General features: G+C 54.1%; 10 protein-coding genes and 1 pseudogene. 8 read left to right on the forward strand and 3 right to left on the reverse strand.

The genetic code is table 11. The features are described from left to right. The first annotated feature begins 3 nt into the window (after nucleotides 1–3). The gene (locus tag AC3G2T_RS14555; protein ID WP_474682568.1) at nucleotides 4–186 is read left to right on the forward strand and encodes a hypothetical protein; all 183 of its coding nucleotides are present in this window, start codon (nucleotides 4–6) and stop codon (nucleotides 184–186) included. Between the two features lie 120 nt (nucleotides 187–306). On the opposite strand, the gene AC3G2T_RS14560 is transcribed toward AC3G2T_RS14555, so the two are convergent. After that, nucleotides 307–849, reverse strand: a complete 543-nt coding sequence (locus tag AC3G2T_RS14560) for a hypothetical protein (protein ID WP_488435922.1) — start codon at nucleotides 847–849, stop codon at nucleotides 307–309. A gap of 158 nt (nucleotides 850–1,007) precedes the next feature. On the opposite strand from AC3G2T_RS14560, the gene AC3G2T_RS14565 reads away from it, so the two are divergent. The 4 genes from AC3G2T_RS14565 to AC3G2T_RS14580 all read left to right on the forward strand — a co-directional run bounded on the left by AC3G2T_RS14565 (nucleotide 1,008) and on the right by AC3G2T_RS14580 (nucleotide 4,862). Then, nucleotides 1,008–1,673 carry an SIMPL domain-containing protein gene (locus AC3G2T_RS14565; protein WP_488435923.1) on the forward strand — a complete coding sequence of 222 codons (666 nt, stop codon included), beginning with the start codon at nucleotides 1,008–1,010 and terminating at the stop codon, nucleotides 1,671–1,673. After that, a complete protein-coding gene (locus AC3G2T_RS14570; RefSeq protein ID WP_474682565.1) occupies nucleotides 1,655–1,987 on the forward strand; it encodes a hypothetical protein in 333 nt (110 codons plus the stop codon). Before AC3G2T_RS14565 ends, AC3G2T_RS14570 begins: the two co-directional genes overlap by 19 nt. 12 nt (nucleotides 1,988–1,999) lie before the next feature. Beyond that, the gene (locus AC3G2T_RS14575; RefSeq protein ID WP_474682564.1) at nucleotides 2,000–2,281 is read left to right on the forward strand and encodes an HXXEE domain-containing protein; all 282 of its coding nucleotides are present in this window, start codon (nucleotides 2,000–2,002) and stop codon (nucleotides 2,279–2,281) included. Between the two features lie 121 nt (nucleotides 2,282–2,402). Further along, nucleotides 2,403–4,862 carry a S9 family peptidase gene (locus AC3G2T_RS14580; RefSeq protein ID WP_488435924.1) on the forward strand — a complete coding sequence of 820 codons (2,460 nt, stop codon included), beginning with the start codon at nucleotides 2,403–2,405 and terminating at the stop codon, nucleotides 4,860–4,862. A gap of 114 nt (nucleotides 4,863–4,976) precedes the next feature. Here AC3G2T_RS14580 and AC3G2T_RS14585 read toward each other — a convergent pair. Continuing rightward, nucleotides 4,977–5,192: pseudogene (locus tag AC3G2T_RS14585) on the reverse strand (GNAT family N-acetyltransferase); the annotation flags it as partial. A 531-nt stretch (nucleotides 5,193–5,723) separates the two neighbouring features. Next, complete coding sequence (locus AC3G2T_RS14590; protein WP_488435925.1) at nucleotides 5,724–11,675, reverse strand: immunoglobulin domain-containing protein; 5,952 nt, start codon at nucleotides 11,673–11,675, stop codon at nucleotides 5,724–5,726. Nucleotides 11,676–12,115: 440 nt separating this feature from the next. Between AC3G2T_RS14590 and AC3G2T_RS14595 the strand changes: the two genes are divergently transcribed. The 3 genes from AC3G2T_RS14595 to AC3G2T_RS14605 all read left to right on the forward strand — a co-directional run bounded on the left by AC3G2T_RS14595 (nucleotide 12,116) and on the right by AC3G2T_RS14605 (nucleotide 14,581). Beyond that, complete coding sequence (locus tag AC3G2T_RS14595) at nucleotides 12,116–12,664, forward strand: CcdC protein domain-containing protein (protein ID WP_474686812.1); 549 nt, start codon at nucleotides 12,116–12,118, stop codon at nucleotides 12,662–12,664. Between the two features lie 220 nt (nucleotides 12,665–12,884). Next, a complete protein-coding gene (locus AC3G2T_RS14600; protein WP_474686813.1) occupies nucleotides 12,885–13,481 on the forward strand; it encodes a TetR/AcrR family transcriptional regulator in 597 nt (198 codons plus the stop codon). Between the two features lie 167 nt (nucleotides 13,482–13,648). Beyond that, nucleotides 13,649–14,581 carry a TRM11 family SAM-dependent methyltransferase gene (locus AC3G2T_RS14605; protein ID WP_488435926.1) on the forward strand — a complete coding sequence of 311 codons (933 nt, stop codon included), beginning with the start codon at nucleotides 13,649–13,651 and terminating at the stop codon, nucleotides 14,579–14,581. Nucleotides 14,582–14,716 lie beyond the last annotated feature (135 nt).

Below are 14,716 nucleotides of genomic sequence, written 5' to 3' on the forward strand. Positions count from 1 at the left end.
AGTGTGGCTAATTTGGAGGACAGCCGCTTTTTCTGGGCGCGCGCCTCTCTCGGTGCAGTTCGTGGAACTGCACAACTGGGCAGAAATCAGCTTGCTAGGGAAAAAACCTGCGAAAGTGCAGGCTTTTTCCGCGAAAGTGGCTCGTTTTGGCGAAAAACCTGCGAAAGTGCAGGAATTTTCGACTAAATGAGCCTGAGCCCATGCGTTTGATAGAAAAACCTGCACATTTGCAGGAATATTTCGTTTGCAGCGTATCAGCGAGCAAAAACCTGCACTTTTGCAGGTTTTCTTCGCGCTACCGTGCCACTACTGGGTCGCAGCCGAGCTGCAGCCGGGCCGCAGCCGAGCCGTAGCCGTACCGCAGCCAAGCCGCAGCCAAGCCGCAGCCGAGCCGCAGCCGAGCTGCAGCCGAGCCGCAGCCGAGCTGCTGCCGAGCCGCAGCCGAGCCGCAGCCGAACCGCAGCCGAGCTGCTGCTGTGCCGCAGCCGAGCCGCAGCCGAGCCGCAGCCGAGCTGCTGCCGAGCCACAGCCAAGCCGCAGCCGAGCTGCTGCCGAGCCGCAGCCGAGCCGCAGCCGAGCTGCAGCCGGGCCGCAGCCGAGCCGTAGCCGTACCGCAGCCAAGCCGCAGCCGAGCTGCTGCCGAGCCGCAGTCGTGCTGCAGCCGTATCGCAGCCAAGCCGCAGCCGTACCGCAGCCGTGCTGCTGCCCTGCTGCTGCCGGGCAGATGCGCTGCTTCGCACCGCGCACAGCTCCCGGCGGGCGGTGTTGCGCTGCATGACGGCGGTCGGTCGACCACATGCCTGCTCTAGCGTGCGAGTTGCCCAACCTTCCGCCTAGCAGCACGATCATCCCCTTTTTTTCCGCGCTAGCTCTCTACCGGTAGCTAAAGTATAGAAACATGACGTAACGTCATGCTCAAGTCTATGCAGCTACCTTTGTTTCAAGAATTATATGGATTACTCCCCCATACATTAGGTTATAAACCTATTACCGGGAAGGGGTCCGCTATGTATATTCAACCATTCGGCAAGCCTGCCGCCGCTTGCTATTCCGATTGTCCGCCAGCCATCGAGGTTTCGGGCGAGGGGACGGTAACCGCAGCTCCCGACAGAGCCGTAGTCGTGCTGGGGGTCATAAACGAAGGGCCTGTCCTGCAAACCGTCCAGACGGAAAACGCGAAAGTCATGGCTGATGTGATCAACTCCTTGTTGGCTCTGGACATCCCGCGGGAACACATTCAGACGACCGACTTCCGGATCGAAGCCCAGTACGATTATCATGAGGGCAAACAAATTTTTCGCGGCTACAAAGTGACTCACCTTGTCAGTATTACGACAGGGAGAGTCGGTCAGACAGGAGTGATTGTCGACACGGCGGTTGCGCACGGAGCGAATACCGTTAACAGCATCCGGTTCACGGTCGCACACCCGGAGTATTATGCGAATCAAGCGTTGGCGCGCGCCGTCGAAAAAGCCCGCCAGAAGGCGCTCACCATCGCCAGCGCATTGGGCGTTGCCCTTGCGGCGGTTCCGAGCCAGGTTCAGGAGCTTCCCCGCTCGGCGGAGCCCGTTCCTTTTGCCAGCATGGCGTTTGAGGCGGGGGCGGCAACGCCCATCCAGCCGGGACAATTGACCGTAAGCGCTGCGGTCCGCGTTTGGTATTTATTTGGATAACGAAGGAGAGCGCTCATGGTTCCGGACCCGTTCATTCCGATCCAATCCTTGATGTGGCTGTTTTTGGCCGAATTAGCCCAATCGCTCCAAAAGCGCTGGTCGGGTTTTTAGGGGATTTTGCACATGTGAAATCCTCCCCATTTGCGGTGGCGGTTCTCACCCAGTTTATTGTTTTTGTACCGGTTACTTATATGGCCGTAATGCGGCAGAGCTACGTTTTGTTCGTGGGATTTAACGCCCTGCTGCTGATCCATGTGTTCACCCATCTTGGAGTCTGTGCGACGGAGTTACTTTTGTGCATATCGGGTAAATAATGACTGTATATTTTGCCGCTCACGCTGTATAATTACTATCATTTTGCATATATACCTTCTACGAGGTCATCGGACAGACTCCTGGGGCAATCGATACTGCTGAAATCGTACACGCCGGGAGTCGTTACCGGGATCATTGTTTTGCTGCCGTATACGGTTTATTTGTTTTACAGGCTAATTGCGGAGCAGGTGGTGACATGGGAAGAGGTTTTGTTGTACGCCCCGTCGGGACTTCTGCTCATCCCGCTGGTTTTGTTAGGGCATAAACTGGGCAAAATCTTGATCAAAAATTGAATCCCCGGGCCCGAAAAATAATTTTTAGATAAGACCGATTTCCTACCTATTCCGGCTGCGTTCTCCTGATATATAATGAATATCGTGCTTCGATGTTGTATCTACCGTACGGGAGGGCGAAATGAAAAGTTATATTAGAAAATTTGCAGTATCCGCGGTGCTTGCCGCCTGGGTTGCAGCCATTGCGGTTCCGGTCGGCGCCCAAGCGAGCGTAGATGCTGCCCCATACCCGGACGTGCCGGGGGGTCATTATGCAAGTAAAGAAATCGGCCAGCTGCAGCAAAAAGGAATCGTCGGCGCCAATGAAGACGGTGCCTTTCATCCGGATGACCCGGTCACGCGCGGGGATGCTGCCGTATGGCTCAGCAAGGCGTTGAAGCTGGACAAGCCGAAGGCGCTGAACGGGTTCGCGGATGTGCCGGACACGAGTCCGTACGCGCAAGCGGTGAATGCGCTGAAAGAGCGCGGCATCGTGCAGGGCAGCGACGGCATGTATTTGCCGGATTCGCTTTTGACACGCGAGCAGATGGCGAGCTTGCTGACGCGGGCTTTTCAGCTCAAGGATAACGGGGTCCAAGCCTGGCTGAAGGATGAAGCGGCGATCGGCAAAGCGCATCGCGACGACGTCATCAAGCTGAAGCAAAATTTTATAACCGAGCAAGTGGAGTTTATGCCGCAGGATCAGGTGACCCGTGCTCAACTCGTGTTGTTTCTGTACCGCACGATAACGCAAAAAGATGAGCTTGCGCAGGCCCCGGTTCCCCTGGACGATTTCCTGAAGCTGCCGGAGAAAGCCGGGTTCCGGGTATCGCCGGACGGCAAAATGCTGGCGTTCCTCCAGCCTTGGGAAAACCGCATGAACATCTACATTCAAAAGATCGGCGATTCGCAAAGCACGCGCATCACGAGCTCCAAGCAAGAGAACATCCGGAAAATCAACTGGATTACGAACAGCACGCTTGTATATTCGCTGGACAGCGACGGCACGGAGAACACGCACATTCGGGTCGTGCAGACAGACGGTTCCGGGGATAAGGACTTGACGCCTTACAAGAATGTCAAAGCGGACCTTCTCGATGTGCTGCCGGCAAAAAACGAGAGCGATTATGAGCTTCTGCTGACGATGAACAAGCGGGACCCCAAGCTTTTCGATGTGTACCGGGTGAATTTGAGCACCGGCGAAACGGAGATGCAAATGGAGAACCCGGGCAACATTGTTTATTGGCAGACGGACAATTGGGGCCGGCTCCGCGCGGCTTTGACCAGGGAGGGCAGCAAGACCGGCTTGCTGTACCGGGACGATGAAGACGGGAAGTTCGAGAAGCTCGCAGATTTCGATTCCAAAGATACGTTTCTTCCGGTGATGTTCACTTTTGACGACAAACAGTTCTACGTCGTTTCGGACGTAGGCCGGGACAAGCAGGCGCTGGTCAAATACGATCCGGCCTCCAAAAAGGAGACGGAAGTCGTGTACCAAAACGATGAAGTCGACCTGGACGACATCGTGGTGTCTTACAAGAAGAAATCCATCCTGGCAGTCATTTATGAGACGGATGAGAAGCATGTGCATTTTTTGGACAAAGATTTTGAGGAGCTGTATCACAAAATCGAAAGCAAGCTCGATGGCAAGCGCTTCGGGCTGATCGGGTCTCCGGACCGGGACGTGCTGCTGCTGTACACGGAAAGCGATAAATCTTACGGCAGCTATTACTTCTATGACCGGAACGCGGATAAAGTGGAAAAAATCGCAGACATCCAGCCCAAGCTGGACGAAAGCAAAATGTCGGACATGCAGCCGATCTCTTACCGCAGCCGGGACGGCCTGACGATTCACGGATACTTGACGCTCCCTAAGGGCGCGGCTCCGCGCAAGCTGCCTGTCGTCGTTATGCCGCATGGAGGGCCATGGGCGCGCGACTCGTGGGGCTACAATATGGAGGTGCAGCTGCTGGCCAGCCAAGGCTATGCCGTGCTGCAGATGAATTTCCGCGGCTCCACCGGCTATGGCAAGGCGTTCCTGCATGCCGGGGACAAGCAGTGGGGCAAAGCGATGCAGAACGACATTACGGACGGCGTGAACTGGCTGATTCAAAAAGGGACCGCCGACCCTGAGCGCATCGCGATTTACGGCGCGTCTTACGGCGGCTATGCGACTTTGGCGGGCATGACATTCACCCCGGATCTATATGCCGCAGGGGTTGACTATGTCGGACCGTCGAATCTGTTCAGCTTCCTGAACACGCTGCCGGCGTACTGGGAATTGGACCGCACGCGTTTCTACGAACAGGTTGGCGATCCGGTCAAGGATAAAAAGCTGCTAGAAGAAGCATCCCCTTTGCAGCACGCCGGTCAGATCAAATCCCCGCTCATGATCGCTCAAGGCGCGAATGACCCGCGGGTGAACAAGGCGGAATCGGATCAAATGGTGGCGGCGCTGCGCAAGCTGAACGTAGACGTCCCATACATGCTCAAGAAGAACGAGGGCCACGGATTTCATAAGCTGGAGAACGAACGCGACTTTTACCAGGCACTTATTCATTTTCTTAATAAAAATGTGAAAAACAAGAAAAAAGCATCATAAACATGAACAAGCAGCTTCAGGGGCGTAACGGCTCTTGGAGCTTTTTGCTGTCCTTCGCTGTAGATTCAATTGCCTGCTTATCCTTCTCAAATCCCATTCTCTCATGCATGTTTTTATACTGCTTTCATTTGCGGCATCAATTCCGGCAATAAGTGTTGCATATTCTCTTTCGCTAGCAATTTTGATTAACTCTTTCGTTATTTTTGTTCCTATCCCTTCATTTCTATGATCCTTATGAACATATACGGAATGTTCGATCGTATATTTATATGCCGGCCATGCTCTAAAGGGGCCAAATGTAGCAAATGCAACGACCTTGTCATTTTTTTCTTCCTTCACAATAAATTTGTTGTTCTAACCGAATCTTAGCACCCTCCGTACAGAACGTAAAATTGCCCTTTTTCATTGCTGGCTATAGAATAAAGTTATGGCAGACATTCGGCATAATCGGTCAAAGAAAGGTGCGGCACATGACGCTTCAACAATTTCGCTATTTAGTGGAGATAGCCAAGCATAATTCAATCAGTAAAGCCGCCTCGGCGCTTTATGGGGTAGTACCAGCGAAACTGACACCACCCGCAAAGTAAATGGATATTCATGGGATATAAAATACGAACCGCTCGCTAAAAATAAAAACGGCATCTCTGCCGTTTGTGTTAGGTGTTGGTGGAGAATAGGGGGATCGAACCCCTGACCTCATCGCTGCCAGCGATGCGCTCTCCCGCGGTAGTTAGTTTAGCTGCCCCGAAAACCCGGCAAGCAAAATGGTATTTAAAAAACAAGGCTATCCTGCAGCAGCTTTCTCTACTGTTGCGGATAGCCCTTTTCCCTTTTACTCTAGTTGTAGGCCGTATAACGGACTTATATCAATTCTGATTTTTGAAGCAGTCTTTGTACAATTGCTGCTACTTCAGCTCTCGTAATAAGCGCTTTTGGATCCAATTCAGCGCCGTTTCTTCCCGATACGATCCCCGCTTGAACGCTGTCTGCAATGCTGCTTAGCGCCCAAGCGGATGCATCCAACGCATCTGTGTACGGCTGTAATATTTCGCCTGCCGGTTGGTTAGAAATTTTCGCTTTCAACCCGGTGATCGTCATCGCTTTGGCGATCATTACCATGGCTTGTTCTCTGGTAATGTTATCGTTCGGGCGGAACGTTCCGTCTTCAAACCCATCGATCAGATGGTATGCATATGCTGTATTAATCGCGCTGCTTTGCCAATCTGACGTCTTGACATCCGAGAACGGTGACGTTCCGTTTTCCAGCTTAAGTCCCAATCCACGGACGATAATCGCTGCAAGTTCAGCGCGAGTCATGTCTCGGTCAGGATTAAACATGCCGTTTCCAGTACCATCGACGACCATCCGCGATCCCATGTCGTTCACCGCGGCTTTCGCCCAATGATTGGTCATATCCATAAACTCAAGCGGATGCCAGACAACCGAGTACGTACTGTTGGTCAGGCTGTTGATTTTTGCGTAATACTTGCCATCGATTACAACCACCTTGGTCGGCACGTGGCGAACCGTTCCGTCAGGTTCAACAACAACTCCTGTTGTAATCTTGTTCGGATCAACACCATCCGGAATCGCAATGGTTCGTTCCACGTAGACGTTGAACTTCGATACGTGGACCGTTGCGCCTTCGTATGTGGCTTTAACCGTAAAATCGATTGACGGCGCGACCGGTGTGAATGTTCCTTTGGCTGCCGCGTTTTCCATAACTTTTATTGTATTCGCTGTCGGTGTCGCGATTTCGATCTGTACCTTGATGTCTTGCAGGACTGCAGATCTGCCGATTTGTTTGGCAACGGCATCTATGTTGATCTGATGGGCTGGCAGCGTATACGTTGCCCGGTCGGTTTTGATCTCTAAGACCGCCTGCTTGTTCTCCATGTTTTTAATCATTTGACCGTTCAATTCACCGACGACTACATCTGACTTCATATTGACCGGAATCGCCACGACCGAATGTTGTCCTTCCAGCGCGAGCTTGTCATTCAGCTTTTTTTCATCAACCGTAATGGTTATTACGGTTTTCTCGTTTTGTTTGGTTATCGTTGCTGTTGCCGCATTCTCCGCTTTACCGTTGACGAGCACATCCACTCCGGTATTTCCAGTTTCCGCTCTAGCAGGAGCTGCAGGTTCGGTTGTCGTGTTGCCGCTGCCATTGCCGCTGCCATTGCCGCTGCCATTGTCGCTGCTTAATGGCGCTGCTGGGATAATGGCATTGGATGGGGCAGAAGAGACACTTCTTCCCACACCATTGACTGTCTTTACCGTAAAAGTATAGCTCGTTCCGTTGGTTAAGCCTGTTACGGTAATCGGACCTGCCGTTCCGGTTATGACCGTATTTCCCGGTGAAATCGTTACCTCATACCCCATAATTGGACTTCCGCCATCATCAGTTGGAGCCGTAAATGAAATGGTAGCTCGTCCGTTTCCAGCAACTGCCGTCACATTCGTTGGCGCTACCGGAACAGTTGCAGGAGTTGCGCTGACCTGGTTGGATTCCGCACTCAAACCTCCCAAGCTGCCTGCTTTCACTATAAAGTAGTAGGTAGTTCCGTTGGTCAAGCTTTGGACGTTATAGGTGGAAGAGCTCACTGTCGTAACTGAAGCGTTGCTAAATTGGCCCGAAGCTGTTGACATATACAGGTTGTAGTAGGTCGCTCCCGTTACCGTGCTCCAGTTTAGTGTAACCTGACGATCTCCTCCGTCAGCCACAAGGTTCTGCGGATTCGCAGGAGCATTCTGCAAGTTTACCACCTGAGTCACGGTAAAGGTTGCAGCCGTCATGTGGTCCGCCGTTACTGTGACTGTTGCAGTGTAAGTGCCTGCTGGCAAGCCGTCCTTTACTTTCACCGTAAATGTCGTCGACGTGATTCCGCTGTCCAGTGTCGTCGCTTCCGGCTGCGTCACGACAAAATCATTTGCATGGGTGCCGCTCAAAGCTGCAGCGAGATTCGCCAAATTGCCGGTGCCGGTATTCGTTACACTGATCGTTTTCGTTTCTTGCGTACCCGAGGCGTAACCTTGAATAAGCGCCGACGCTGTTTGGTTGGCTATTGCGGCAATCGTATAAGTAGGTGCAACGTTCACCGTCACCTTGGCTGCGCTGCTCGTTGCCGTCGCCGTCTTCGTTCCGTTTACACTGTTGTTCGTGTTCGTCACCACAACGTAGTAGTACGTCGTTCCCGCCGTGGTTGTCGGTACGTTATATGTTGCGGTCGTGGCACCGCTGATCAGCGTTCCGCCGTTGTTGCTGTTGATCGCGTTGCTGTACCATTGGTAGCTCGCCGTTCCGCCGTCGCTCACCGTTGCCGTTACGCTCAAAGGCGCGCTGCCACCCACACTCACCATTCGGTCCGCTGGCTGTGTGCCGATGCTCGGCGTTGCCGCATCGGTCAGCGCATTCACCGTCAGGGTTGCCGCGTTGCTTGTCGTATTCCCCGCTGCATTGGTAACCACGACGGTATAACCGCCCGCATCACTCGATTGTGCGTTAGTGATGCTTAGGATCGCCGTCGTTGCTCCGCTGATGTTCCCGCCGTCTGTCAGTGCATTGCCGTCTTTCTTCCACTGGTAGCTAAGCGGCGTGTCGCCGCCGGCGGTTACATTGAACGTTGCAGTCTGTCCCGCTGTCACTGTCTTGTTGCCCGGCTGACTTGTAATCGACGGTGCCACGGGGGCCGGATTGACTGTCAGGGTTGCCGCGTTGCTTGTCGTATTCCCCGCTGCATTGGTAACCACGACGGTATAACTACCCGCATCACTCGATTGTGCGTTAGTGATGCTTAGGGTTGCCGCCGTTGCTCCGCTGATGTTCCCGCTGTCTGTCATCGCATTGCCGTCTTTCTTCCACAGGTAGCTAAGCGGCGTGTCGCCGCTGGCGGTTACACTGAACGTTGCAGTCTGCCCTGCTGTCACTGTCTTGTTGCCCGGCTGACTTGTGATCGACGGTGCCACGGGCGCCGGATTGACCGTCAGGGTTGCCGCGTTGCTTGTCGCATTCCCCGCTGCATTGGTAACCACGACGGTATAACTACCCGCATCACTCGATTGTGCGTTAGAGATGCTTAGGGTTGCCGCCGTTGCTCCGCTGATGTTCCCGCCGTCTGTCATCGCATTGCCGTCTTTCATCCACTGATAGCTAAGCGGCGTGTCGCCGCCGGCGGTTACATTGAACGTTGCAGTTTGTCCCGCTGTCACTGTCTTATTACCCGGCTGACTTGTGATCGACGGTGCCACGGGCGCCGGATTGACTGTCTGTGTAATCGTAAATGTCACGTTCGTCATGTTGTCCGCCGATACCGTCACCGTTGCGGTGTACGTGCCTGCTGCCAGGCCATCCTTTGCTTTCAACGTAAACGTCGTCGACGTGGTGCCGCTGTTCAGTGTCGTCGCTCCCGGCTGCGTGATGACAAAATCAGACGCATTTGTTCCGCTTAACGCTGCGGCTACATTGGTCAAATCTCCGGTGCCGGTTTTCGTAATCGTGATCGTTTTCGTGTCCTGAGTGCCCGATCCGTAACCTGCCGTCAGTGCCGTTGCCGTTTGTTCCGCTATCGCTGCTATCGTGTACGTTTGTGCCGCATCGGTCGTGACGCTTATCGTGTTCGAGTTGCCTGCGTTCGCCCCGCCGGTAACTACTAACCGGAAATCATACGCGGTGGTCGCGCTCAATCCCGTTACCATAGCGGTCGTCGCATTGGTTGCAATCGCGCCGGTCGTAGCCGTTGTCCACGTATTCGTTCCCGTTGGGGACTGCTCGATGATGATCCCCGTCGCTCCGCTTGCTGCTGTCCAGTTGAACGTTGCCGTTGTGCTCGTCTTCGCTGTGCTTGCAAAGTCAGTAATCGGGGATGCAGGTATTTCCAGCTTCTGAATGCGATGGTTGAAAGTATCGGCCACATACACGTTCCCGCTGCTGTCTACCGCTACTCCATAAGGATTAGTAAACTCGCCCAAGCCGTTTCCTGCGCCGCCGCCGCTCTTTTTCCACTCGCTCCATGTATTCGTCGATATGGTCAGCTTCTGAATGCGATGGTTACCGTAATCGGCCACATACACGTTCCCGCTGCTGTCTACCGCCACTTCATAAGGACTACTAAACTCGCCCAAGCCGTTTCCTGCGCCGCCGCCGCTCTTTTTCCACTCGCCCCATGTATTCGTCGATATGGTCAGCTTCTGAATGCGATGGTTGCCAACATCACCCACATATACATTCCCGCTGCTGTCTACCGCCACTCCATTAGGAAAATTAAACTCGCCCAAGCCGTTTCCTGCGCCGCCGCCACTCTTTTTCCACTCGCTCCATGTATTCGTCGATATGGTCAGCTTCTGAATGCGATGGTTGTTGGAATCGGCCACGTACACATTCCCGCTGCTGTCTACCGCCACACCATATGGATTATAAAACTCGCCCAAGCCGTTTCCTGAGCCGCCGCCGACCTTTTTCCACTCGCTCCATGTATCCGTCGATATGGTCAGCTTCTGAATGCGCTGGTTGCCGGAATCGGCCACATACACGTTCCCGCTGCTGTCAACCGCCACTCCATAAGGATTAGTAAACTCGCCCAAGCCGGTTCCTGCACCGCCGCCGACCTTTTTCCACTCGCTCCATGTATTCGTCGATATGGTCAGCTTCTGAATGCGATGGTTGCTAACATCGGCCACGTACACATTTCCGCTGCTGTCTACCGCCACTCCTCTTGGAAAAGCAAACTCGCCCGGACTACTCCCGTTAACAGGCCCTATTACACCCCACTGAATCCATGTATTGTTGGCTGCGTTCAGCTTCTGAACGTTATGACTGTCATCGGCCACATATACATTCCCACTGCTGTCTACCGCCACTCCATTTGGACCAAAAAACTCGCCCAAGCCGTTTCCTGCGCCGCCGCCGCTCTTTTTCCACTCGCTCCATGTATTCGTCGATATGGTCAGCTTCTGAATGCGATAGTTGGAACTATCGGCCACATACACGTTCCCGCTGCTGTCTACCGCCACTCCTCTTGGACTAGTAAACTCGCCCAAACCGGTTCCCGCGCCGCCGCCGACCTTTTTCCACTCGCTCCATGTATTCGTGGATATGGTCAGCTTCTGAATGCGCTGGTTGAAAGTATCGCTCACATACACGTTCCCGCTGCTGTCAACCGCCACTCCATTAGGAGAATTAAACTCGCCCAAGCCGCTTCCTGGGGCTGCTCCGGCACCGCTCTTTTTCCACTGGCTCCATGTATTCGTGGATATGGTCAGCTTCTGAATGCGCTGGTTGCTACTATCGGCCACGTACACATTCCCGCTGCTGTCTACCGCTACTCCTCTTGGAAAGTAAAACTCGCCCAAACCAAGTCCATTTAAACCTCCACTCTTCCCCCACTGGCTCCATGTATTCGTCGATATGGTCAGCTTCTGAATGCGATGGTTACCAGTATCGGCCACGTACACATTCCCGTTAAGGTCAACCGTCACTCCAGTTGGACCATTAAACTCACCTAAGCCGCTTCCTGCGCCGCCGCCGACCTTTTTCCACTCACTCCATGTATTCGTCGATATGGTCAGCTTCTGAATGCGATGATTGGAAGTATCGGCCACATACACATTCCCGCTGCTGTCAACCGCCACTCCTTTTGGAGAGGTAAAGCCTCCCGGGTTTGAATTGCTGACCGGCCCAATCCGGCCAAATTGACTCCATGTCTCAGCTGCATATACCGGAATTGCTACAATACTTGTACAGGCAATAAACAGCGCCACGCCCAATATGTACAGCTTCCACAACCATTGTTTGGCTTTTTTTTGATGATTCACAGCTCACGTCTCCTCTTTCGACAAAAATCAGGTTTATTATACAAAAACACAATAAACAGAGAATAAACAGAAAGAGCCCTGGAATCCCGACCGATTCCGAAGGCTCTTCATTCAGCTTGTTTCTATTGCGTCAAACTCACGACAAAATCCCGGATTCGGGGATCGGGCTTCGTTCCTGGCTCTTGGGCTTGGTGAAACGAAACGATGTGTTTTTGCCGGAAGATCTTCTGGTATATATTGATTTGTTGAAAGCAGCTTTGGAAAAATCTGCGCCAAAGGACGTATAAAGCACAGAAGGCAGCCGATCTAAATTTGGTCGGCTGCCTTAATTTATTTAAATAGACACCCCTTGACAAACCGACCGACGGTCTGTATGATAACCATATAAACAAACCGACCGACGGTCTGGAAAAAATTATTCAAGAGGAGAAGTGGTGCAAATGACACAACAACAATGGGATTTGATCGGTTATGGCGTATGGGCGTTGATCATCTGGGTGACGCTCAAGCAATTCATCCAGTCCCGCAAAGAAATCAAAGGAAAGGGGCTGAAGCTGCTGCTCGGGGACTGGCTGATGTTCACGTCGCTTCCCTGGATTATCTACTGCGCAGGCACAAGAGCAACGATCGGGCAAATCGGCTGGGCCGTCGGCCTGGGTCTGGCGCTCGCGGTTCCGTATATGTTGACCTCGAAGTTCGAAGTCAAGGCGGACGGCAAAATCTTTTTTAAAACGAACATCCTGTTCTACATTTTCCTGTTCGGGTTTCCTTACGTCCGATACATGGTGCGCGATAACGTGTTCCATAATCATCCGATTTTGACCGCAGCACACCATCCGGACATCGAACTCATGCTGGCTTTGTACATCACCGTGCTGGTTGTCTACACGTTCGCTTGGCGCTTGTACATGTATGCGGCGTATCGCCGAACAGTGAAAAACAGCGCAATGCAGAGCACAGACGCAGAAGCCCGGGCGGCAGCCGTATAAATTTAAAAACAAAGGAGAATTCCCAAGTCGGGCTCATATAGGGCCGGCTGGCCAGAGTATCTGTGGATAACTCTATCTGGTGGGTAGAGGGATCGTGGACGGCTGTGGCCGTTTGGCTGCTTCGGGCCGAATGAAACGCGACCGCGCACAATAGGCGCTTGACCCGGTCATGCGTTAGTATACAATAGAAGAAGCGAATGCCGAGGGAGGTGTCCTGCTGATGACCGCAGATGCTGCGCAGCGAAGCGCAAGCTTTCAGCTTATTTTAGATACGACGGAACAGCTTATCCGGGAAAAAGGATGCCGGCAGACGACGCTCCAGGATATTATTGACCGAACCGGTTTATCCAAAGGGGCGATTTACCATTACGTTTCAGGGAAAGACGAACTGTTCGGTTTGATTTTGAAATCCAAAGTGGAATCGGTCAATGAACGTTTCAAACAAACGGTGGAAGGGACGGTCGGCAAAGATGCGGCCCCGCCGATACAAACGATTACCAAAGGCATGATTGCCAATAGCGATAGTCAGGATGTAACCAATAAAATTTTCACCTATTTGCTTAGCCAGAACGACAATCCGAAGATTGCGGCGGTCATGAGAGAGCTGTTCGACTTCTCCGCGGCGATGGCGCGCAATTGGATCGAGGTCGGGCAAAAAGCGGGCGCGATCCCGGAAGGAGTGGACGCGGCGCATGCGGCGGCGATGTTCATGGCTTTCGGCTACGGCCTGCGCGTGCAAAACGTCATCGCCAAGGATTCCGAGTATGCGCTGCGGGAGGAAGACGTGTTCCGGTTTATTTTCCGCTCGCTCCAGTAATACAGAAACTAAGCCGCCGTCTGGATGGTCTGCTATCGCAGGCATGCAAGACGCCGAATGGAGCGGCTGCGGACGAAGAACTGAGGGGTCTGTCCGATGAAGCGCGCAGAAGGTAAAAACACAAAAGTAACTCCGTCTGGCAGACTCCTAGGAAGGACTAAGGAAGCGTGGAATATGTGTATGTATTCGCCTGCCATGAAGATGAGCAGGCTTTGTGTGAATTGGAGCTGCGCACCCTGCTGGGTGCAGCGCCGGAACCCGGCGCGCGCTGGCTGCGAAGCGCGCGGCGGATCGAGCCGAGCCGCAGCCCGTTCCTGAAGCTGCGGCTCGACGTACAGTTGGCGGCCGGCAGCTTGCAGGAGCTGGCCGCGCTGGCGCAGACGTTGACCGTCACGGGGTCAACGTTCAAAGTTGTGTTCGCGGAGACGGACGCTGCGGTCAGCTATGACCGCCAGCGGGAGATCGAACGCGAACTGGGCCGGCATCTCCGCGGCAGGGCGGAGATGCGGCGGCCGGAGCAGCGCTTCGCCGTGACGGCGCTGCAGGGCCGGTGGCTGCTGGGCAGCTGCTCCTACGGCGAAGCCGTATGGCTGCGGCATCAGCAGAAGCCGCAGAACTACTCCACCGCCCTGAGCACCCGCGTCGCGCGGGCGGTGGTGAACATCGCCGTGCCCGAGATTGCGGGCACGCGGGCGCTTGACCCGTGCTGCGGCATCGGCACGGTCCTGATCGAGGCGATGTCGATGGGGATCGACATCGCCGGCTGCGACGCGAACCCGCTGGCCGTGCGCGGCGCGCGGGCGAACCTGGCCCACTTCGGCATGCCGAACGTGGTGAGCCTCGCCGACATGCGGACATTGACGGGCCGCTACGATGCCCTCATCCTCGACATGCCGTACAACCTGTGCTCGAAGCTGCCGGAAGACGAGCAGCTTCAAATGCTCCAAAGCGCCCGCCGTCTTGCAGACAGGGCGGTCATCATCACGACCGAGCCCGTCGACGCGGCCGTGGAACAAGCGGGCTTCCGCATCGCGGACCGCTGCATCGTACGGAAGGGCCGGTTCAGCCGTCACGTTATAGTGGCCGAATCCTCTTCCTAGCAGTCCGGCAGGCGGAGTTACTTTTGTGCGTTCGTTGATACAGTTACGGGCTAGGGAAGTACCGGGGAGCGTAGTGGTTATTCCCCAGCCCTCGCTTCTCCAGTACGGTTTGCGTAGCTTAAGAGGGACTCGCCC

This window comes from Paenibacillus sp. sgz302191 (assembly GCF_057749925.1).